The 19,532-nt window shown below is 68.1% G+C and carries 16 protein-coding genes; 9 read left to right on the top strand and 7 right to left on the bottom strand.

The window, feature by feature from the left end; genetic code table 11:
* Positions 1-4: 4 nt before the first annotated feature.
* Positions 5-343 carry a hypothetical protein gene (locus tag D7V77_RS16890; RefSeq protein ID WP_126934061.1) on the top strand — a complete coding sequence of 113 codons (339 nt, stop codon included), beginning with the start codon at positions 5-7 and terminating at the stop codon, positions 341-343.
* Positions 344-363: 20 nt separating this feature from the next.
* On the opposite strand, the gene D7V77_RS16895 is transcribed toward D7V77_RS16890, so the two are convergent.
* Together D7V77_RS16895 and glsA are read right to left on the bottom strand one after the other, a co-directional pair.
* Positions 364-1,728 carry a hypothetical protein gene (locus D7V77_RS16895; RefSeq protein ID WP_120577321.1) on the bottom strand — a complete coding sequence of 455 codons (1,365 nt, stop codon included), beginning with the start codon at positions 1,726-1,728 and terminating at the stop codon, positions 364-366.
* A gap of 55 nt (positions 1,729-1,783) precedes the next feature.
* The gene (gene glsA / locus D7V77_RS16900) at positions 1,784-2,794 is read right to left on the bottom strand and encodes a glutaminase A (RefSeq protein WP_120577322.1); all 1,011 of its coding nucleotides are present in this window, start codon (positions 2,792-2,794) and stop codon (positions 1,784-1,786) included.
* 203 nt (positions 2,795-2,997) lie between these two features.
* On the opposite strand from glsA, the gene D7V77_RS16905 reads away from it, so the two are divergent.
* Entirely contained in the window at positions 2,998-3,423 is a 426-nt protein-coding gene (locus D7V77_RS16905) for a hypothetical protein (RefSeq protein WP_120577323.1), read from the top strand.
* 33 nt (positions 3,424-3,456) lie between these two features.
* On the opposite strand, the gene D7V77_RS16910 is transcribed toward D7V77_RS16905, so the two are convergent.
* From D7V77_RS16910 to D7V77_RS16925, 4 genes are all read right to left on the bottom strand, one after another.
* Positions 3,457-7,251: an ATP-binding protein gene (locus D7V77_RS16910; protein ID WP_233597067.1), complete on the bottom strand. Its 3,795-nt coding sequence runs from the start codon at positions 7,249-7,251 to the stop codon at positions 3,457-3,459.
* 167 nt (positions 7,252-7,418) lie between these two features.
* Positions 7,419-7,883 carry a hypothetical protein gene (locus tag D7V77_RS16915; RefSeq protein ID WP_120577325.1) on the bottom strand — a complete coding sequence of 155 codons (465 nt, stop codon included), beginning with the start codon at positions 7,881-7,883 and terminating at the stop codon, positions 7,419-7,421.
* Between the two features lie 94 nt (positions 7,884-7,977).
* Positions 7,978-8,466, bottom strand: a complete 489-nt coding sequence (locus tag D7V77_RS16920) for a VOC family protein (protein ID WP_120577326.1) — start codon at positions 8,464-8,466, stop codon at positions 7,978-7,980.
* A 17-nt stretch (positions 8,467-8,483) separates the two neighbouring features.
* A complete protein-coding gene (locus D7V77_RS16925; protein WP_120577327.1) occupies positions 8,484-9,284 on the bottom strand; it encodes a VOC family protein in 801 nt (266 codons plus the stop codon).
* A gap of 200 nt (positions 9,285-9,484) precedes the next feature.
* On the opposite strand from D7V77_RS16925, the gene D7V77_RS16930 reads away from it, so the two are divergent.
* On the top strand, positions 9,485-10,525 hold the full coding sequence (locus D7V77_RS16930) for a peptidoglycan-binding protein (RefSeq protein WP_158624415.1): 1,041 nt from the start codon (positions 9,485-9,487) through the stop codon (positions 10,523-10,525).
* 570 nt (positions 10,526-11,095) lie between these two features.
* On the opposite strand, the gene D7V77_RS16935 is transcribed toward D7V77_RS16930, so the two are convergent.
* Positions 11,096-11,734 carry a hypothetical protein gene (locus D7V77_RS16935; protein ID WP_120577329.1) on the bottom strand — a complete coding sequence of 213 codons (639 nt, stop codon included), beginning with the start codon at positions 11,732-11,734 and terminating at the stop codon, positions 11,096-11,098.
* 126 nt (positions 11,735-11,860) lie between these two features.
* On the opposite strand from D7V77_RS16935, the gene D7V77_RS16940 reads away from it, so the two are divergent.
* The 6 genes from D7V77_RS16940 to D7V77_RS16965 all read left to right on the top strand — a co-directional run.
* Complete coding sequence (locus D7V77_RS16940; protein WP_120577330.1) at positions 11,861-13,345, top strand: NAD(P)-binding domain-containing protein; 1,485 nt, start codon at positions 11,861-11,863, stop codon at positions 13,343-13,345.
* A 93-nt stretch (positions 13,346-13,438) separates the two neighbouring features.
* Positions 13,439-13,633 (top strand): class I lanthipeptide, encoded by a 195-nt coding sequence (locus D7V77_RS16945; protein ID WP_120577331.1) that lies wholly within the window; start codon positions 13,439-13,441, stop codon positions 13,631-13,633.
* Positions 13,634-13,750: 117 nt separating this feature from the next.
* Positions 13,751-17,035: a lantibiotic dehydratase gene (locus tag D7V77_RS16950; protein WP_233597065.1), complete on the top strand. Its 3,285-nt coding sequence runs from the start codon at positions 13,751-13,753 to the stop codon at positions 17,033-17,035.
* The gene (locus tag D7V77_RS16955; protein ID WP_120577332.1) at positions 17,032-18,345 is read left to right on the top strand and encodes a lanthionine synthetase C family protein; all 1,314 of its coding nucleotides are present in this window, start codon (positions 17,032-17,034) and stop codon (positions 18,343-18,345) included. The genes D7V77_RS16950 and D7V77_RS16955 overlap by 4 nt, the downstream gene beginning before the upstream one ends.
* Entirely contained in the window at positions 18,335-18,889 is a 555-nt protein-coding gene (locus D7V77_RS16960; RefSeq protein WP_120577333.1) for a hypothetical protein, read from the top strand. The genes D7V77_RS16955 and D7V77_RS16960 overlap by 11 nt, the downstream gene beginning before the upstream one ends.
* A 3-nt stretch (positions 18,890-18,892) precedes the next feature.
* On the top strand, positions 18,893-19,532 hold a 640-nt coding region (locus tag D7V77_RS16965; RefSeq protein ID WP_233597066.1), incomplete at its 3' end, for a cysteine peptidase family C39 domain-containing protein.

Here is a 19,532-nt window from a genome sequence, read left to right on the forward strand (position 1 = left end):
CACGATGCGACCCGACGAGCCTGGCCGGGTGGTGCTGCCCGCGAGGCTCGCGGGAGTGGAAGGGGTTCGCGTCACGGGCGACACCTGGCTGTTCGGCGACATGGCGCTGGTGCAGGAGCTGCTGCACCCGGACATCGTGCTCCTCAACGTGGGTGGCGGGCGCTACGGCATGGACCCCCGGACCGCGGCGCTCGCGGTGCGCAAGTACTTCCGCCCCTCCGTCATCGTGCCCATGCACTTCGGCACCTTCGAGCCGCTGGCGACCGAGCCCCAGGCACGCGAGGTCCTGGGAAGCGACCCGCGCGTGCGCTGGCTCACGCCGGGAATCGCCGCGTCACTCTGAGGCAGGGCCTCCGCCGGAAATCAGGCGTCACGGGGAAGGGCGCGCAGGAACTGCGCATCCTTCCAATCCCAGACGCGCGAAGGATTCTTGTCCACGTCCACCGGCGAGGAGTTCCAGTTGTGGACGTCGTAGAAGTGCGAGGCTCGCCAGTGGACGAACAAGCTGAACACGGCCGTCACGACGAGCGCGCCCGCGAGGACCCGGTGCCGTGAAGGGGCCTCCAGGACCGCCTGCACGGGGAACGCGAGGAAGTAGACGAGGAAGGGCAGCACGTCGGTGAAGAAGCGCGGGCCAATGGAGTGCCCGGCCCACCAGATGAAGAAGGAGGAGATGGCCGCCCAGTGCAGGACCAGGATGAGGGCAAAGGCGACCTCGTAGGGCTCCAGGCTCCGGCTGCGCCACCGCTGGACGAAGCCCACCACGCCCAGCGCCAGGAACGGTGAGAAGGCGAAGAGGCCTCGCGAAGGACTGACGAGGTTGGCGGCCAGGGCCATGAAGAACGGTCCGGCGAGCGGATCCACCGTGTGACGGTAGTAGGGCGAGAACACCGAGCCATAGACAGACAGGTGGTACGCGCAGAAGGGTATCGCGACGAGCGCCGCGCCCGCGAAGTAGGCCGGCAGTTGGCGGCGGAAGCGCAGGGCCATGAACCCGGTGACCACCAGGACGCTGAGGGAGTGCGTGGGCCGGCAGGCATAGGCGGCCGCGACCCAGAGGCCCAGCAGGAACGCGGTGCGCGCGGTCTGCGCGGGCCGGGCCAGCAACAGCATGACGCAGGCGATGGCGAGGAGCCCGGGGCCGTGCTGCCAGAGCACCCGGCTCGCGGTGGAGTACGCCGTGGTGCCCAGACCGAAAAGCAGCACGGTGACGAGCGCCGCCCCCGGGGACACCCGCCTGCGCAGGGTGACGAGGAGCACCGCCGCGGCGGCACAGACGTAGAACGAGGCGATGAGCTGCTCGGTGAGGGCGAACGAGCCCAGGTACTCCCGCCCTGTGTGCCGGAACAGCGTCCGCCAGGCCAGCGCCTCGGCACCGAACGTCCCCAGGCGGGGCAGCACCGGCTCCATCAGGGAGATGAGTCCTTCGGCGGCGGCGAGGAACGGCAGCGCGGAGACCATCACGCCCGGCGGGTACACGTAGTACGTGTGGCCGCCGGCCTCGTTGCGTGCATAGGCGGTCCCCGGGAAGAACCAGTGCCGGAACTCGTCCAGGTCGGTGTTGCCCTCGTGGAGGATGCTGGCCGCGGAAGGGATGGACCACAGCGAGTCCGTCTGCAGCCGCGCCTCGCTCGTGGTGTAGATGCCGAACAGGGCCAGACACATCAGCCAGAGCGCGAGCGTGGAGGACGCGAAGCCACCGCGCGATGAGAGGGATGGGGTCGGCACGGAGGGGTTTCTAGCGAATCCGACAGAAGAACCCCAATCCCACCGCGATGGATCTCTACGACTGGGGGATCCAGGCCGTGCCAGGCTGAGGGCGTGACATGAACAGGCTCAAGCCAAGCCGTGGGGCCAGGAACCGCGCGACGAGCTGTCCCTTGACGCTGTTGCCCGCTGTGTCGAGCAGCGGGGCGAAGGTGCCCAGCCCGCCCTTGCCCGGCGCGACGGCGATGATGCCGCCACCAATGCCACTCTTGCCCGGGACTCCCACGTCGTAGAGCCAGTCTCCGGAGGTCTCATACATCCCCGCCGTGGCCATCACCGCGAGCGTGTGATGACAGACCTCCTCGTCGACGACGCGCATCCCGGTGAGCGGGTTGACGCCTCCGTCCGCCAGGGTCGCTCCCATCACGGCGAGCTCCCTGGCGGTCACCGCCAATGAACACTGGCGCGTGTAGAGCCCGGTCGTCAGGACCGGATCCGCCTCCAGGCGGCCCAGACCGTGGAGCAGGAAGGCGAGCCCCTGGTTGCGGTGATGGGTCTCCATCGCGGAGGCATACACCTCTTCGTCGAGTACGAGCGGGTGTCCGGCGAAGCGCGACAGCCCCTCATGGATGAACCGCCACCGGGCCTCGGGGCTGCTGCCTGGAACGAGCCCCGTGGTCGCCAGCGCTCCCGAGTTCACCATGGGGTTGGTCCGCCCGTCCGGGCTCAGGTCAAGGGCCATGGCCGAATTGAACGGCAGGCCCGTGCCATTGACCCCCAGCTTGCGCCGCACCTCTTCGGGCCCCAAGGCCTGACAGACGAGCGCGAAGACGAACGGCTTGGAGACGCTCATGATGGAGAAGGGATGGTCCACGTCCCCGGCCCCATGGCTGCTGCCGTTGATGCCCACGACGCACGCGCCGAAGAGCCGGGGATCCACCCTGGCGAGCGCCGGGTAGACCTGGGAGCACTGTCCCTCGGTGTTCCCCTGGTGGCGCTGGTAGGCCTCGTCCACCAACGCCCGGACCTGCTCCGCCGCGGGGAGCTGGCCGGTGGAGATGAAGGGGGGCTCGCCTGTCGTATCCATGCGTGAAGGGGCTCGGCTTCCTGGAAGCAGGGGAGAAGCGCAGCTTCCTGTCTGGAAAATTCGTCGCGCCCGGATGCGTGTCAACGTCACATGGATATCTGATTTGTTGCGGATTTATTGTGTTGCATGTTTCAGGGCTCTGTCGCGCTGATTCGCGGGTGGTGTATGTTTCACCGAAACCGCCGGTTGAGACATCTCCCTCCATGTACACCCTCGACGAATCGCTCTGGCCCCTGGCCATTGTCCAGCGTAGCGACACCACGACGGACAGCGAGATGGAAAGCATCCTCCGGAGCCTTTCCAAGCTCATCCACCGGCGCGAGCCCTATGTGCTGATCATCGACTTCTCGCGGTCCCGCCCGCTGACCCATTCCCAGCGGATGCTGCTGGCGGATCATCAGGCCGAGATCGCCGACCTGGCTCGCGAGTACTGCAAGGGGTTCTTCGTGGTGATCAACTCGACCACCGCGAGACTCGCGAGGGCCGTCACCAGCTTCGTCCGTCCTGGCGCGGATCAACACGAGGAGGTCGCGTCGTTGAACGAGGCGCTCGCGCGCGCTGCGCTCTGCTTCGAGCAGGCAGGTGTGACGAGGGGGGCCATCATTGCCCGCGCCCAGGCGCGCCGGTAGTGGTGGAGCTCTTCTCCGGACGGACGTGAAGCGTCAGCCCGCGGGAGGAAGCTCGCTTGTCTCGGCGAGGAGGTCTTGGAATCGCTTATCGCTGATCAGGTCGCCCCAGGCCGGGTCGCCCTTGGCCCAATGCGTGATCGCGGGTTCCAGCGCCATGGCCTCCTTCAGCAGCTCAAATGCGCGCTCAGGCTCGCGGATCAGTGCTTCCAGACCCGCGAGTCGGACCAAAGCTAGGGCTTCATGAGTGGAGCGGGCGGCTTGGAGCAGGCCTTTGACGTCCCTGAGCTCATCTTCGACCGCCGGGAGCCCTTCCTGCCCGGCTTTGAGCACCAGCAGGTTGTAGGCGGCCCGCCAATTCTTGGGGTCCTCCTGGAGCAGCTTCAGGTAGACCGCTTGGGCGTCATCACGTCGGCCCAGGCGGAGCAACAGGTCTCCATGCGCACTTCGCAGATCCCGGACGCTTGTGGAGACTTGAGCGATGAACTGTTCGCTCCCAATGAGTGCTTCCGCGTAGCGTCCCTGGATCCAATACACCGTGAGCTTCAGCTCTAGCGATGAATGCAGATCGGGAGATGCTTCAAGGGCATGCGAGAGGTCGTCCAGTGCTTCGGTGTACCGTCGCGCCAGGAAAAGGGCCGCGCCGCGGGCCTGATGCGCCAGTCCCACCCCGGGCTGAAGCTTCAGTGCTTGTGTGGATGCGCCATATGCATCCATGGGACGGCGCAACACCAGGCACGCGAGTGCCACCTGAAGATGGTGTGCGGCTTCCGCCGGTTCCAGTGCGACGGCTCGGCTGGCGGCATCCAGGGACTCCTGATTCTTTCCCTGAATCCGCAGGATGGGGGCCTCGATGGTTGCCGCGACGGCCTGTATCCTCCGCGCTGCCTGCTCCTCATCCTCCTCCAGGAAGCGCGGCAGCCGCTCGAAAAGTTCCGGGATCGTCGTGGAGTTCAATCCGCGTTCCGCGAGCATGTTCCGCAGCGTCTCAAGGGGCGGAAGTCTGTCGTTGACTACAGCCGAACTCTTGAGCTGCCGAACCAATTGCAACGCCTTCGAGGAGAGCTGAGAGTAGGTCTCATGGATGCCAGCGAGATCCTTCAGTTCCATTTGCAAGGGAATCCGGCAGGCCACCAACAGCATGTCCTCGGGACTCTCAATGCTGGCATTCCGCAGATCGGCGAGGGCTTCCGGAAGTCGCCCCTCGAGACGATGAATGCTTCCGCGAAGCAGGAAGTTCTGGAGGTTTGGCTTCAACTCCAGAGCGCGATCGAGGTCGGCAATCGCTTCCACCCAATTCCCGCGCGAAAACTGAACGTAGGCACGCCGGGCAAAGACGTCCGCGGACGTCGGTGCGGCAACCATCGCCAGGTGGAAGCCCTCCAGGGCTTCGTCGTATCGGCCCTGTCTGGCCTGAAGCTCGGACCGTTCCATGAGGTGCAGCGGATTGTTGGGCTCCAGGTCAATAGCGAGCGACATGCATTCGATTGCCTGATCCAGATTGGAGCCTTGTTGATGGTGACGGGCCTGGGCAACCGCGGCGATGACCTGGAACGTGGCAATCAGCGGCGCGGCGTCACCCGAGAGAGAGCTGGCGAACAAACCCAGATATTGTTCAAGTCCCGGAGCTTCTTTGAGTTCAGGGAACATCCGGGGGATGAAGAACTTCATGTCCTGAAGCAATTGCTCGGTCGACAAAGGGCTGAGCTGCTCTCGCAGTTCTTTGACGTGCCCCGGGAATCGATTGCTTAGCAGCAGGACCCCTCGCGCCACCTCGGCATGATCCCCCTGGCGCGTGGCTCGGAAGACCGACAGCCAGAGCCCCATGGGGTTCTGGGGATCCAAGTCAATGAGTCGACGCAAGTCCTCATCTGCTTCGTCATGCCGTGACAGGTTGATGAAGGTCAGACACCGGAAGGCATGGGGTAGAGGCAGGTTGGGGGACTGTTCGATGCTATGCGTCAGGTCCCGCAGTGCCTCTTCGTACCGCCATAGGTAGAACAGGATCGTGCCGCGCTCAGCAAAGAGGCTGGGATCCTCTGGTGCCAGTTCAATCGCCCTCGAAAGGTCGGAGTGGGCCTCCTGCAGCAGATGCGCCCGGAAATGGAGGCTGCTTCGCCAGTTGAGAACGATTGCGGATGTCTTCGGTTGGAGGATGTCTTCTTTCAACAGTGCCGTGCATGTCTTCATGGCCTCCTGGTACTGGCCATTCTCGGCCTGCATCAGGGTGGTGACGAGCCGTTCACCCCAGCGGCGCTCGACTGCGACTCCGGCGTCTTCCTCCGCGGACTGGAGTGTTTTTGCCCAGTCCCGTGCGAATGAGGTCTTGACCTTCCATGCCTGGAGGAATCCCTCCAGCGCGAACGCCCTGAACCGATGAGGGTTCTCACACGTCCGGTGGTAGAGCACCTCCAGGGCGTTGTCCCGCCACACTTCGTCCTGAAACTGCTTCGCCTCCGCCAGTGCGAGCTCCTGTTGGCGTTGTTCGTAGTAATTGGCCAGTCGCTGGTGAAGCTCAGACCAACCCTTGGGCGATTCCTGCCGCTTGTAGTTGAGCATCAGCAGCCGGATCTCGGGGTGGTACTCCCAGCCCTTCTCACAGGTCAGGACGAAGGTACGCTTCTTCATCCAGGTGAAGGCGGGATCCGTGCTTCCGGGGGCCGTCAATGCGGCCAGTACGTCCCGGTTCAGCCAGCGCGGAAGCGCTGCATCCAGTGCGATGGTCTGATAGTGGGACTCCACGCCCTTGAGGAAATGCTCGACGATGTGGTCGTGGGGATCGAAGGAGGCTTCCTTGCCGGCCGGTGCACTCGCAAGGAACTCCACGAGGACGGGAATGCCCCGGGACCGCTTGAAGATATGGGTCGCGTCGCGGGGATGCGGGTTCACCCCCCTGCGCTCCAGAAAGGTGCGCGTCTGCACCTCCGTGAAGGGCTCCAGGTGCATCCGTGAGATGTAGGGCTCAAGGTCGGCCCAGGATGAGCGAGAAAGTTGGCTCTGTCCGGCAATGACGAAGAGCAGCGCCGCGGGTGTCCTTCCATAGGCATCGGTGAGGAGAAGATTGCGGAGCCACTCGTCGAGGAACTCGGCGGAGCGTTCGAACGCGTCGAAGAAAAGAACCACCTGCTGCTTCTTGCAGGCCTCGCGCAGTCCATCCAGCCACAGGGGAGTCAGCTCAGCGATCGGGTCCCGCAGCAGACGGATGTCGTCCTCTCTCTTTATCTTGCGCGTGACGAACGTGAGCACATCCGCCATCTTGGAGCCCAGGTCATCCGCGCTGAGCAGGGGAATCAGGGCGCTCACTCCCAGTGCCTGTGTCCCCACCCACAAGCCCGCCCGGATCGTGGCTTTGGTGAAGAATTCGAGAGCTCCCCTGGGAAGCTCGGGATCCTTTTCGAGTTCCGCGCGGTGTTGCTGGTAGGTCCGGTAGCGCTCCTCGAATGCCTTGAACTTGAGCCCCTTTGCCTGGAGTTCCTTGGCGAGCTTCGCCAGGACGTCCACGACGCTGCGCTGCGAGTCGCCACAGAGCGCGACGCAGCACTGCTGCTTTTCGGCGTGCTGCATGAAGGCCTGGATCAGGAAGGTCTTGCCGACGCCACCCTGGCCATGAACATTGAAGATGAGCCGGCGGGCATCGTGGGGCTGGGCCAGGTTCTCGCAGAAAGAGCGAACCTCGTCGCCCCGCCCGACGATCTCCTCCTGGAGCTTCTTCTGGCGCTGCTCCTTCACCAGGTCCTGGAAGCTCTTGGTCCCTTCAGCGCTCATGGATGCCTTGCCGGAATAGAGCGACCGGTGGGGACGCCCGGCTTGCGTGCATACCGGTTCACGCATCGGATGCAAGTCCACTTCCGGGGGATATCCGGTGGGTTGTCGGAGCGAGGAGCACCCCTTGGGGGACGCTCCCATGCGCTCAGTGACGGCACCACGCCAGCCCGTCCCCTCAACGGCGCCGGTTCTTCCGATGCTTCCTTTCGGGCGCTCAGGTGCGCGCGCCGTGGCTACAGCACTTCCTCAAGGGCCCCCTTCCAGCTGTAGTTCCCGGGCTGCTTGCCCGCGATGGAGCTCTTCGCCGGGTCGATGTGGATGGTCAGCACGCTGCCGTCGAGCGAGACCTTGGTCCCTTCCGTCGACAGCTTGCAGACCGTCTGGGTGACGGCCTCCTTCACCGCCGCCTTGCCATCCGGGGTGCCGCAGACCTCGACGAGGGTGCCCACGGCGGACTGGCAGGCGCTCTGGGTCCGATCCTTCATCGGGTCGAAGGCGGGGTAGGTCGACCTGTCGTAGCTGCTCTTCAAGGACGACCGGCAGGCCTTGTTGACCGCGTCCTCCTTCTTCTTCAGCTCCGTGTCGTAGGTGGCCCAGCCGTTCTTCTGGGCCACGGTGAGACGCGCGGGCTTGGAGGACTCGTCGGCGATGGCGAGCGAAGCGACGAGGCAGAGGCAGAGGGACGGAATCCGGAACATGAAGGCTCCTGGTGGAAGCGGCTCGCGGGAGTGCGAGCCGCCGTTCCCCCAGGGAAGGAGCCCCCGGAATTCTTTTGCATTCTTCTCGCGGGTATCAGCCCTTGCGCGCCGCGTTGATCGCCGCGATGTCGATCTTCTTCATCTCCATCATCGCGGCGAACACCCGCTTGCGCGCGGCCGGATCCGGATCACTCATGCCGTCCGTCAGCGCGGCAGGGGTGATCTGCCACGAGATTCCCCACTTGTCCTTGCACCACCCGCACTGACTTTCCTGCCCGCCGTTGCCAACGATGGCCTTCCAATAGCGGTCCGTCTCCTCCTGGTCCTTCGTGCTGATCTGGAACGAGAAGGCTTCGTTGTGCTTGAAGGCGGGACCGCCATTGAGGCCGATGCACGGAATGCCCAGCACGGTGAACTCCACCGTGAGGGCATCCCCCTCCTTGCCATCCGGGTAATCGCCCGGTGCGCGGTGCGTGGCGCCAACAGAGCTGCCGGGGAAGGTGCGGGCGTAGAACGCAGCCGCTTCTTCGGCATCGCGTTCGTACCAGAGGCAGATGAGGGCCTTGTTCACGGGGTTCGTCATGGTTGCGCTCCTTGGGCTCACTCGCCCTTGCTTCCTACAACACCAAATGCTGCACCCGAGGGGTCCGTTGCGACGACAATCCAGTCGCCGCCAGGCACCTCGTGCGGACCTTGCAGCACCTTGCCGCCGTTGGCGGTGATGGCGCGCTGCGCCTCGGCGACCGAGGGCACGCCGAAGTAGAACAGCCAGGTGCCGGTGGGGCCGGGGTTCTCGGCGGGCTTCTGCATGATGGCGCCAAGCCGAACGCCGTCGTGGTCGACGAAGCAGTAGTCGCCCATCGGGCCCATGGGCATCACTTCGTTGAACTGGAAGTGGAAGTGCTTCGCGTAGAACGTCTTGGCGCGCGTGAGGTCGGGGCTGGCCAGTTCGTTCCAGCGGATGCGCTGCGACGCCTTCACGTCGAAGACGTCGCTCTTCGCATCGGGCTTACCGGGCGGTGGAATCGGCGCCATCACGTAGAAGGGCGTGCCCATCGGGTCGGCGACCATCGCGATCTTTCCGACGGGCAGATCCATGCGCGGCATCAGCACCCTGGCACCATCGGCGACCATGGCCTGGATGGACGCATCGACATCGGCCACGTGCAGATAGCCGAGCCAGCAGGGCTGTGCGCCATGCTGCACCATGTCCTGTGAAAGGCGCAGCACGCCGCCAGCGGAGCCGCCATCGCCGCGCATGATCATGCGGTAGTCCTGTCCGCTCGGCATGGACTCGGACGGGGCCGTGATCTTCCAGCCAACGACGGCGCCATAGAACTTCGCGGCGGCGTCGGGGTCGTGGGTCATCAGCTCGTACCAGATGAAGCTTCCAGTGCTCATCGTGTCATTCCCTTCGCGAACGGATGGAACTCTGCTCCGGACCGATGTGGAGGGTCCGCGCGCCCGCGTCGAGCAAGACCTTCGTTCCTTTGCATTCTTCCTGACGAAGCCGGGTCGCCATGTCGCGGTGCGGCAAGTTCTGCCGCGTCGGCGCGAACAGAGGAAACATTCCCTCTCGATGGTCGAGAATCAAGAAAACCATGCGAACCAACGCCCACCACCGCCCCCTCCACGTCGGATCCACTGGCAACCGCGTTCAGAAGGTCGAGGAGCGCCTGAAGTCGGCCGGTTACCTGAAGGGGACCGCCGACGACCGCTTCGACGCCAAGACCGCCAAGGCGGTGGTCGCCTACAAGCGCGACAACGGCTGGGAAGGGAAGCCGCAGGGGGTCGTCGGCGAGCGGATGGACCAATCGCTGAAGCGCATCAGCGCCACCGCCACTCCCGGGACTGAAGGCAGCACCACCGCCCAGGCCAGTGCAGCCGGTGGCAGCGACAGCAAGAGCAAGACCCCGTCGCAGCTCAAGGGCGCGACCTACAACGTCGAGCGCGACCGCAATCCCCAGGACGTGAAGAAGTGGCTGGGTGACTTCGCCAAGAAGAACAAGCTCGACTTCGTCCAGCTCCAGGAGATCAACGGCTACCACAAGGCCCTGGAGAACATCCCCGGCTACCACCTGGTGACCTTCCCCGGGGCCAAGGACCATGGCGAGACGGGCATCCTCGTGAAGGACAGCCTGCTCCAGGGGCAGAAGACGTCCATCCAGGGCGAGGGCGGCGGCTGGACCACCGTGCGTGGTGGCCATGCTCCGCCGCGAGCGGCCACCGCGGTCAAGCTCGCGGGTTGGCTGCAGGTGGTCTCGGCCCACCAGCCGCCCTCGGTCGACTGGAAGGGCGGGGAGCCCGTCGGGCCGAAGAACCGCGTGAGCACCTACAAGTCACTCTCCGAGAAGCTGCTTGGCTTCGCACAGCGGAAGATCGCGAAGAACCCCGACGAAGGTCTGCTCATCGGCGGCGACTGGAATGAGCCGGCGTCGACGAAGGGGAAGTGGTCGCCCGGCTGGATTGCGCAGCAGGCGGGCATGACCACCCATGGCGGTGTGGAGAGCCACGGCCACGGCAAGATTGACTATGCGATGTCCTACGGGTGCAAGGTCTCGAACGTGAGGGCCGGTCCGACGGGCGGCTCGGATCACAACATCGTCATGTACACGGTGAGCCGTCCGAAGGGTAAGGGCTGAAACAGCCTCGGGAGCCCGCTTGGGCGGACGACCTGACCGTCATCTTGGGTTTGATTTGAATCCTGGGCTGCGGGCTTCGCCTGTCAGACGCGTGAGGCGGCCTGCGGCATCGAACGGAGCCCCGCCTTCGTCCTCGTTCGCTAACGAGAAGTGAGGGAAATGGCGCTACAGTGGGCGGGCAGATGTCCGAACCCACGTCACGGCGCTCCCGAGCACGGAGTCTTCTCCCGAAGGCACTCCTGGTGCTGGCCTTGGCCTTGACGGCCGTCTGGTACCTCAGCCCCTGGTACTCTTTCTCGGTGGGCAGGACCTCCGCCCAGCCGCTGCGGTCTCCCTTCATCCACGGCCGTTCATGGTGGGTGGGCTGGACCGACGCGCGATTGATCCGGCTTCATATCGCCAGCGCCACCGGGATCGGCCCCACGCAACCCGGGCCGACCTCGGATTGGGAGGTGAAGTTCCTCAGTCGCCGCCACTCCACCAGCTGGACCTACCAGCTGCCCTGGAAGCGCCAGCTGAGCTTCTCCTTGGACCCCCACCCCGAGCGTGGCAGCGCCGATGCGACGCGGCTCATCGTGGAGTTTCCGGCACTGCTGCTGGTCCTGCTCGCGTGGGTCGCGGTCGTCCGCGCCAGCAAGCAACCCGACGCGCAGGCGTCTCCGGAGTCCGAAGCGTAGCGGCGCGACCTTGAAGTGAATGAGAAGGGAGCCCGCGCCCATTCAGCCCCTGAAGGGGGGGCCGGAACAGCGTGGACTCGCGCAGGGAGGCGGCCAGCGCGGCGATGTCGTCCGACTGGCCGTCCACCTCCTCGGCGTCGAAGGTCTCCTTCAGGCGGTCCATCACCTCCGCGTGGCCGCGGGAATGGTAGTGCCCGTGGATGCTGCTGCCCTGGAGCACCTGGAAGGCGCCACAGAAGCCGTGCTGGTGGATGTCGGTGGTGCCGTCCACCCAGTAGTACAGGTCGATGAGCAGGCGGGCGTCGGAGAACACCGTCAGCGCGGGCTGGCCGAAGCCCGGACGCGTGGTGAGCTGCTTTGGGAAGTCACGCGTCCCGTAGAGCCACTCCAGGGGCTCCAGCGTCTTGAACGCCTGATGCGGGGCCAGCTCCCGCAGGACCTCGGCCGCGATGTCGGGAAAGGCCTCCTCGCTGTGCTGGACCTTCATCCACCGCTCATGGAGGAGCCTCCCCATGTCCTGGAAGATGCGCATGCGCTTTCCCCGCTCACCGGCGTGTCCGCATCCCATACGAAATGAGGCTGCAATCCTGGCTCGATTCCTTTCAAAAAAGCCCTCATCGCGCTTGGGCATCCGAACCGTGTATAGGCTGGCGCGCGCATGACGACCCTCACGACGAAGCTGTGTGTCATTGGCGGCGGCCCCACCGCGGTGGCTGCCCTCTTCGAGGCCCGGGCACGTGGCATCCCCGCCCTGGCCCTGGAGTCTGGCGCCACCCCGCTGGCCTCGCTGCATGCCCATATCGAGGGCCTCGTCTACCTGTCGCCCGCCTCGCACTGGGAGGTGGGCGGCCTGCCGCTGGACTGCCGCGACGCGCTGGAGTGCGAGCGCGAGGACGTGCTGCACTACTACGCACGCGTCATCCAGATGGGGCGCCTGGACATCCGCTGCCGCCACCGCTGCGTGGGCCTGCGCCCCGACGCGGATGGAGTGACGGTGGAAGTGGAGACGCCCGAGGGCCGCATCGAGGTGCGCGCCGAAGAGGTGCTCGTCACCGCCTGGTATGAGCGGCGGCCCCTGCCTCCAGACTCAGTGGCGCCCGGCTCGCGCGTGGAGGTGCGGGAGGGGCTGCGCTCCGCGGCGGAGGTGGCCGGCCAGCGCGTGGCGGTGCTGGGCGGTGGCATCTCCGGCTTCGAGCAGGCCGGGGCGCTGATGATGGCGGGCCAGCCGGTGACGCTGCTGATGCGCGGCGAGACGCGGGGCATGCACCGGTTGCCGCACTTCGCGCGGCTGGTGGAGGCGACGGGCTCGCGGCTGGTGCCGAACGCCAGCGCGGTGCGCGTCACCCGCGAAGGCGTCACGTACCACGAGGGCGGCGAGGCGCGTCATCTGCCATGCGATGTGCTGGTGGCCGCGTGCGGCGCGCGCCTGTCCCCGCACGTGCTGGAGCTGCTCACGCGCGCGGGAGTGCTGACGGGGGACGAAGTGCGAGGGCTGAGGGAGTCCGTCAGCCTGGAGGAGGCGAAGCAGGCGCACCCGGATTGGACCGCGGCGGAGCAGGAGCGCCTGGCGGTGGAGTCCCGGCCGGACCTGTGGCCGCTCGTCTTCGAGGGTCGCCGCCGCGTGCGGCTCGCCGGGGGGCCCCTGCACGTGGGGGCCTCCAACGCGGGGGTGATGGTGTCCATCGCCACCGCCGTGTTCGCGGTGCGCGCGATGGCGGGCGCGCGGGTGCCCCCGTGCATGGCGCCGCCGCTGGCGCGGGCCCTGCTCAACCTGGAGGCCCTCCTCCAGGTGCTGCGCGAGGAGGTGCCGCCCGCGCGCGTGGAATCGCTGCGCCCGCTGGCGGTGGGCTCCTGGAGCCGCGCGTGGGTGCACCCTCATCTCCTGGAGCGCCCCACGGCGCAGAGCGTGGAACGCACCACCGGCCTGGATCCGACCCGCTTCCTGCTGCCCCCCGGGCTCGGCGCCAGCGACATGGAGCGGGAACTGCTCGGGCTCGCGGATGGCACCACCAGCATTGCTGAGATTGCCGACGCCAACGAGATGACGGACCCGGCGGAGCGCGCGAAGCTTGTCGCCACCTTCCGCAATCTGTGGTCGCGCAACGTGCTCACGTGGCTGCCTCCACAGGACGCGGAACGCTGATAAGTGATTGGGGCAACGACCAGGAATTCCAGGTGGCTTCGTAATTCGTTTCGACCGCGCAATTCCGTGCGGCCTTACATCGAGAGACGAATCATGAAGAAGCCCACCAAGAAGCTGACGCTGTCGAAGGACACCCTGCGCGCGCTGAACGAGACCGAGATGAAGCAGGTTGCCGGTGGCGCCCCGACCTCCGTCGTCGCCTGCACTGGCACGGATCCGACCGAGGCCACCGTCTGCTACACGAACGCGCTCTGCCAGACGGGTGAGTTCTTCGGCTGCTGTTTCTGATGCGTGCGCCATGCGCTCGGAGGTGAGGTCCGCTTCCGAGCCATGGTGAGCGATTGCCCCGGGCCGGTGCTCGCCGGCCCGGGGCGTTTCCCGCACCTGGTTCCGAGGTCCGCCGCGATGTCCCAGCTCCGCCGCCGCGCTCCCGAGGGGCAGCGCCCGCCTCCCGCCGAATTCCTGATGGAACCGGCGGACTTCTTCGTCCTGCGCACTCCGCTCCTGCCCTTCGACGCAATGGAGCACTGGAACTCGCGGCTCACCGCGCCGCACGCCACCGAATCGCTCGCGAAGGCGCTGGACGCGGATCGCGCGCTGTTGCGCACGAGGCTGCGCGCGTACGTGGAGCGGCCGGAGGTGCGTGAGGCCCTCTTCGTCGCGTCGCCTTCGCTGGAGGAGGAGCTGCCGCTCTGGTTCCAGGCGCCGGACAGCGAGTACGGCCTCAAGGTGGAGCAGGCCCTGGTGCGCTACTTCCTGCGCATGGCGGGGCGCTGCACGCCCTTCGGCCTCTTCGCGTCGTGCTCCGTGGGGCACCTGGGAGCGCGCACGCACCTGGCGGTGGCGGACGTGCGCGAGTGCCAGCGCGACACCCGTCTGGACATGGACTACCTCACGCGACTGGTGGAGGCGCTGGTGCGCCACCCGGCCCTGCGCGAGGTGCTCCGCTACCGCCCCAATGGCAGCCTGTACCGCGCGGCCGGGCGGCTTCGCTACGTGGAGACGCGGCACGTGGGCGCGGCGCGCCGGCACCACCTGTCCTCGGTGCGGCCGGATGCGTACCTGGAAGCGGTGCTGGAGCACGCGCGCGCAGGGGCCCGGCCGGAGCAGTTGGTGCGGACGTTGGTCGCGCTGGACGCGGAGGTGGATGCACAGGAGGCCGCCGGGTACGTGCGCACGCTCGTGGACAACGACCTGCTGGTGCCGGAGCTGGCCGTGCCCGTCACCGGGCCGGAGCCGCTCCCGTACCTGGTGGCGCGGCTGCGCGTGCTGGCGCATGAGGCGGGTCCCGGCGAGGCCGCGCAGGTGGCGCTGGAGGCGGCCACATGTCTGGAGGACGTCGGAGATCAGCTGGCGAGACTGGATGCGGAGGGTCCCGGCCGGTCGAAAGAGGCCTACCTCTCCATCGCCACTCGGCTCGAAGCGCTTCCCGTGAAGGTGGAGCTCCCGCGCCTCTTCCAGGTGGACCTCTACCGTCCGGCGCCCGGCGCCACGTTGGGACCGGAGGTGCTGGCGGAGGTGACGCGCGCGGTGGAACTCGTCCGGCGCATGGGGCCCCAGGCGGGCCGCTCGCCGCTGAGCGCGTTCTGCGAGGCCTTCACGCGCCGCTACGAGGGCCGCGAGGTGCCGCTGCTGGAGGCGCTCGACGAGGAGTCTGGCGTGGGCTTCCAGGTGTCCAACGCTCCCGCCGCGGATGGGGCGCCGCTGTTGCGCGGGCTGGCCTTCCCCTCCTCGACGGATGCGGGAGGGACGTTTGGTGCGCGCGAGCTGCACCTGATGCGTCGGCTGACCGCCAGCCCGGGCGCCCGCGTGCTGACGCTGGGCGAAGAGGACCTGAAAGCGCTGTCCTCGGAGAAGCCCGTGCCGCCGCCAGACGCGATCTCCGTGGGCTTCAGCGTGTTGGCCGCATCGGACGAGTCCTTCGCGAGCGGGGACTTCTCGCTGGTGCTGCGCGGCGCGGCAGGACCCTCTGGCGCCAACACCCTGGGCCGCTTCTGTCATGGGGACCCGGCGCTGCGCGACGCGGTGGAGCGGCACCTGCGAGCCGAGGAGGCGCTCCGCCCGGACGCCGTCTTCGCGGAGGTGGTGCACCTGCCGGAGGGACGCATTGGCAACGTGCTGCTGCGGCCCCAGTTGCGCGGGCACGAGATTCCCTTCCTGGGGGCCTCTGGCGCGCCCGACGCGCAGCAGCTCCCGGTGGAGGACCTGCGGGTGTCGGTGGTGGATGGGCGCGTGGTGTTGCGCTCGAAGCGGCTGGGCCGCGAGGTGCTGCCGCGACTCACGACCGCGCACAACTTCGCCCGAGGCCTGGGCGTCTACCGCTTCCTGGGCATGCTCCAGCACGAGGGGCGCGCGGTGGGCCTGTCGTGGAACTGGGGCGTGCTGGAGGGCCTGGACTTCCTGCCGCGGGTGGTGTCCGGCCGGGTGGTGCTGTCGCTGGCGAGGTGGCGGCTGGGGCCGGACGTGCTGAAGCCGCTGGGCGCGGCGCGCGGCGAGGAGTGCTTCCGGGCCGTGCAAGCGCTTCGCGAGCGGCTGGGCCTGCCGCGCCACGTGGCCTTGGTGAATGGCGACAACGTGCTGCCGTTGGACCTGGACAACGTCCTGTGCGTGGAGACGCTCGCGTCGCTGGTGAAGGACAGCACCCGCGCCGTGCTGCGCGAGCAGCTCGTCGGGCCGGACTCGCTGTGCACTCACGGTCCGGAGGGGAGATTCGTCCATGAGCTGTTCCTCCCCATGGTGCGGCGCCAGGAGCCCACGGCTTCCGTGCCTGCCCCGCGCAGTGGTCCATCCGCCGGTGTCCCCCGGCACTTCGCGCCGGGCTCGGAGTGGCTCTACGCGAAGCTGTACGCGGGCACCGCTGGCGCGGATGACGTGCTGTGCGACGCGGTGACGCCGTTGGTGGAGCAGCTCGTCCGCGAGGGCGTGGTGGACCGCTGGTTCTTCATCCGCTTCGAGGATCCAGACTGGCACGTGCGCCTGCGGCTGCACGGGGATCCGGCCCGCCTTCACCGCGACGCACTGCCGGCGCTCTCCGCCGCGGTGGCACCGCTGGCGCGGGCCGGTGTGGTGTGGAAGGTGCAACTCGACACGTACGAGCGAGAGCTGGAGCGCTACGGCGGTCCGGAGGGCATGGCCCTGGCCGAGGAGTTGTTCCACGCGGACAGCGAGGCGGTGCTGAAGCTGATGGCACTGTTGGATGGGGACGCGGGCGCGGAGGCCCGGTGGCAGCTCACCCTGCGGGGCATGGATCTGCTGCTGGAGGACCTGGGCCTGGATGCGCGCGCGAAGCTGACGGTGGCCGAGCGTTCCCGCGACTTCTTCGGGCGGGAGTTCCGCATGGACACGGCCTTCACGCACCAGCTCGGTGCCCGCTACCGGCAGGCCCGCGCCGCATTGGAGGCGGCCTGGGCGCCGGACGCGGAAAGAAGCCCGCTGCTCAGTGAGGGGCTCGCCGTGCTGCGCGAGCGCTCGGAGCGGCTTGTCCCCGTGCGGCGGCGCCTGGAGGTGGCCTCGCGCGAGGGCCGGCTCGGCGTGTCCCTGCCCACGGTTGCCGGCATCCACCTGCACATGCACGCCAACCGGATGCTGCGCTCCGCGGCGCGCGCGCAGGAGCTGGTGCTCTACGACTTCCTCGCCCGGACCTACCAATCCCAGCTCGCGCGCGCCCGCGCGCAGGAGCCACGCCCATGATGGCCCATTCCATCCGTCCCAATCAGGAGGCCCCCCGGTGGCGGCCGCTGCTCACCGGAACTCTGGCGGACCAGGCCGCGGAGACGGTGCGTGCCATCACCACCGAGCTGCACAAGCCCTTCACTCACAAGGGCATGCGCATCGCGGAGCGCTTGTCGAGTCAGGCGCTGCTGCACGGCTACCTGGCGCGCGTGTGGCCCGGAGGGGATGACCCGGAGCACGCGGCGCGCTTCCTGGACGGTGCGCTGGAGGAGGTGGGGCGCCAGTGGATGCGTCCGGCGCTGCACGGCGGCTTCGTCCAGGTGTCGTGGGTGATGCAGCACCTGGGCGCGCACCTGCTGCCGGATCAGCTGGGCGCGGAGGAAGATCCGCTGGAGGAAGTGGAAGCGGCGCTGGAGGACGCCCTGGGCGTCGAGCATTGGGTGCAGCACTACGATCTCATCGCCGGGCTGGTGGGGCTGGGCGTCTTCGCGCTGGAGCGGCTTCCGGGGGCCCGGGCGCGCCGGTGCCTGGAGCGCGTCGTCCACCACCTGCTGGCCGTGTCGGAGTTGGGGCCGCAGGGACGGGCGTGGCGGACCCCTCCGGAGCTCATCCCCACGACCACCCGCAAGAAGCAGCAGGATGGCGGCTACAACCTGGGCGTGGCCCACGGCAACCCGGGCGTGGTGGGCCTGCTGGCGGCCGCGTGGGCGCACGACGTCGACCGGGCGCGGGTGGGGCCCGCGCTGGAGGAGGCTGTGCGGTGGCTGCTCGCGCAGCGGCAGCCCGCGAGTTCGCTGTCCGCCTTCGCCTACTACGCGGACAACGAGGTGCGGCGCTCCCAGGTGTCGCGGGGCGCGTGGTGCTACGGGGATCCGGGTGTGGCCGCGACGCTGCTGATGGCCGCGCGCGCGGTGGGCAAAGCGGAGTGGGAGCGGGTGGCGGTGGAGACGGGCCTGCGCGCGGTGCGCCGGCCCGAGGAGACGCGCGAGGTGATGGACGGCGGGCTGTGCCACGGCGAGGCGGGGCTGGCGCACCTGTTCCACCGCATGTACCGACTGACGGGGGAGGAGGCCTTCGGCCGCGAAGCGCGCGAGTGCTTCGCGCGGCTCGTGGCGCGGCGCGTGCCCGGCGAAGGCGTCGGTGGCTACGCGGCGTGGTTCCCTCGCGAAATCTACACGGACCGGGTGGAGGACAACGCCAGCTTCCTGACGGGCTCGGTGGGCATCGCGCTCGCGCTGCTGGCGGCCATCAGCGACGAGGAGCCGGCGTGGGACCGGATGCTGCTCGCGTCCTTCCGCACGCCGCTGGAGTCGCGACATGGCCGATGAGGAAGGGAACACGCCCTTCAGGCGCGAGGCCCTGGAGCGCCATGCGCGCGGGCCCGCCGCGGAGCCGGTGCGGCTGGAGCACCCGAGCTGGGTGCGCTGGCTGCCGCTGCCGTTGGAGGTCGCGATCGCGCTCCTGGGTCTCTTCGCGACGCGCGTGCCGGTGGCCCGCGTGGTGAGCGTCCCAGGGGTGGTGGAGGTGTTGTCCCTGGGCTCGCCCACTGCTCCATCGCCCGGGAGCGACATGCGGACGCGGCTGTTCTTCACCGTGCCCGAACAGCACCAGGGCACGCTGAGTCCGGGGCTGCGAGTGCGCGCACGGACGGCGCAAGGCATGCGCGACTACGAGGTGGAGTGGGTGGACACGGGGACGCGAGTGCCAGAGGCGTTGAGCGGGAGGCTGGCGCCGGGCGTGCTCGTCCGTGCGCACGACGTTTCGTCGGCGGGCGGCGACGTGCCGGGCACCCCGAACACGGTCGAAGTGCAGGTGGGCACGGAGTCGCTGGCGGCCGCGCTGTGGGCGCAGGCTCGCGGCGGGCGGAGGTGAGGCATGGGCACGTGGCGTGAGCTGAAGCGGCGGTGGCGCCGGGTGCCGCTCCTCCAGCAGTTCACCGCGGCGGACTGCGGCCCCACGTGCCTGGCCATGGTGCTGGCGTACCACGGCGCCCCGGCGCGGCCGGCGGAGGTGCGCGAGGCGGTGGGGGCGGGGCGCGGAGGCGCGCACGCGCTGGCGCTGGTGGAGGCAGCGAAGCGCTTCGGCCTTGATGCGCGGGGCGTGAGCCTGGGCATGGACGAGGTTCCCGTGCTGGACCGCGGCTCCATCCTCCACTGGGAGTTCAACCACTACGTCGTCTTCGACGGGCTGTGGCGGGGTGGGGTGGACGTGGTGGATCCGGCCCTGGGACGGCGGCGGCTGTCCTGGGACGAGTTCCGCGACGCCTTCACCGGCGTGGCCCTGCTGTTCGAGCCCACGTCCGCGCTCCGGGGAGGCCACACGCGGCCGGCCCTGCTGCGCCGCTTGCCAGCCCTGCTGCGCGGGCACGCAGGCAACTGGACGCGCATCTTCGCGGTGTCGCTGGTGCTGCAGGTGCTGTCCCTGGTGCTGCCCTTCCTCATGGGCATGGGGGTGGACCGGGTGGTGCCACGGCAGGACACGAACCTGCTGGCGGCGCTGGGGGTGGGCGTGGGGC

Source organism: Corallococcus sp. CA041A, assembly GCF_003612075.1.
In the GTDB taxonomy this organism is placed as follows: Bacteria; Myxococcota; Myxococcia; order Myxococcales; family Myxococcaceae; genus Corallococcus; species Corallococcus exiguus.

Excerpts from the sequence above, each read along its gene's own strand:
- D7V77_RS16940 (WP_120577330.1), top strand. The coding sequence starts at position 11,861 with ATGACGACCCTCACGACGAAGCTGTGTGTCATTGGCGGCGGCCCCACC.
- D7V77_RS16925 (WP_120577327.1), bottom strand. The coding sequence starts at position 9,284 with ATGAGCACTGGAAGCTTCATCTGGTACGAGCTGATGACCCACGACCCC.
- D7V77_RS16920 (WP_120577326.1), bottom strand. The coding sequence starts at position 8,466 with ATGACGAACCCCGTGAACAAGGCCCTCATCTGCCTCTGGTACGAACGC.
- D7V77_RS16890 (WP_126934061.1), top strand. The coding sequence starts at position 5 with ATGCGACCCGACGAGCCTGGCCGGGTGGTGCTGCCCGCGAGGCTCGCG.
- D7V77_RS16935 (WP_120577329.1), bottom strand. The coding sequence starts at position 11,734 with ATGCGCATCTTCCAGGACATGGGGAGGCTCCTCCATGAGCGGTGGATG.
- D7V77_RS16960 (WP_120577333.1), top strand. The coding sequence starts at position 18,335 with ATGGCCGATGAGGAAGGGAACACGCCCTTCAGGCGCGAGGCCCTGGAG.
- glsA (WP_120577322.1), bottom strand. The coding sequence starts at position 2,794 with ATGGATACGACAGGCGAGCCCCCCTTCATCTCCACCGGCCAGCTCCCC.
- D7V77_RS16955 (WP_120577332.1), top strand. The coding sequence starts at position 17,032 with ATGATGGCCCATTCCATCCGTCCCAATCAGGAGGCCCCCCGGTGGCGG.
- D7V77_RS16945 (WP_120577331.1), top strand. The coding sequence starts at position 13,439 with ATGAAGAAGCCCACCAAGAAGCTGACGCTGTCGAAGGACACCCTGCGC.
- D7V77_RS16950 (WP_233597065.1), top strand. The coding sequence starts at position 13,751 with ATGTCCCAGCTCCGCCGCCGCGCTCCCGAGGGGCAGCGCCCGCCTCCC.
- D7V77_RS16905 (WP_120577323.1), top strand. The coding sequence starts at position 2,998 with ATGTACACCCTCGACGAATCGCTCTGGCCCCTGGCCATTGTCCAGCGT.
- D7V77_RS16910 (WP_233597067.1), bottom strand. The coding sequence starts at position 7,251 with ATGCGTGAACCGGTATGCACGCAAGCCGGGCGTCCCCACCGGTCGCTC.
- D7V77_RS16915 (WP_120577325.1), bottom strand. The coding sequence starts at position 7,883 with ATGTTCCGGATTCCGTCCCTCTGCCTCTGCCTCGTCGCTTCGCTCGCC.
- D7V77_RS16930 (WP_158624415.1), top strand. The coding sequence starts at position 9,485 with ATGCGAACCAACGCCCACCACCGCCCCCTCCACGTCGGATCCACTGGC.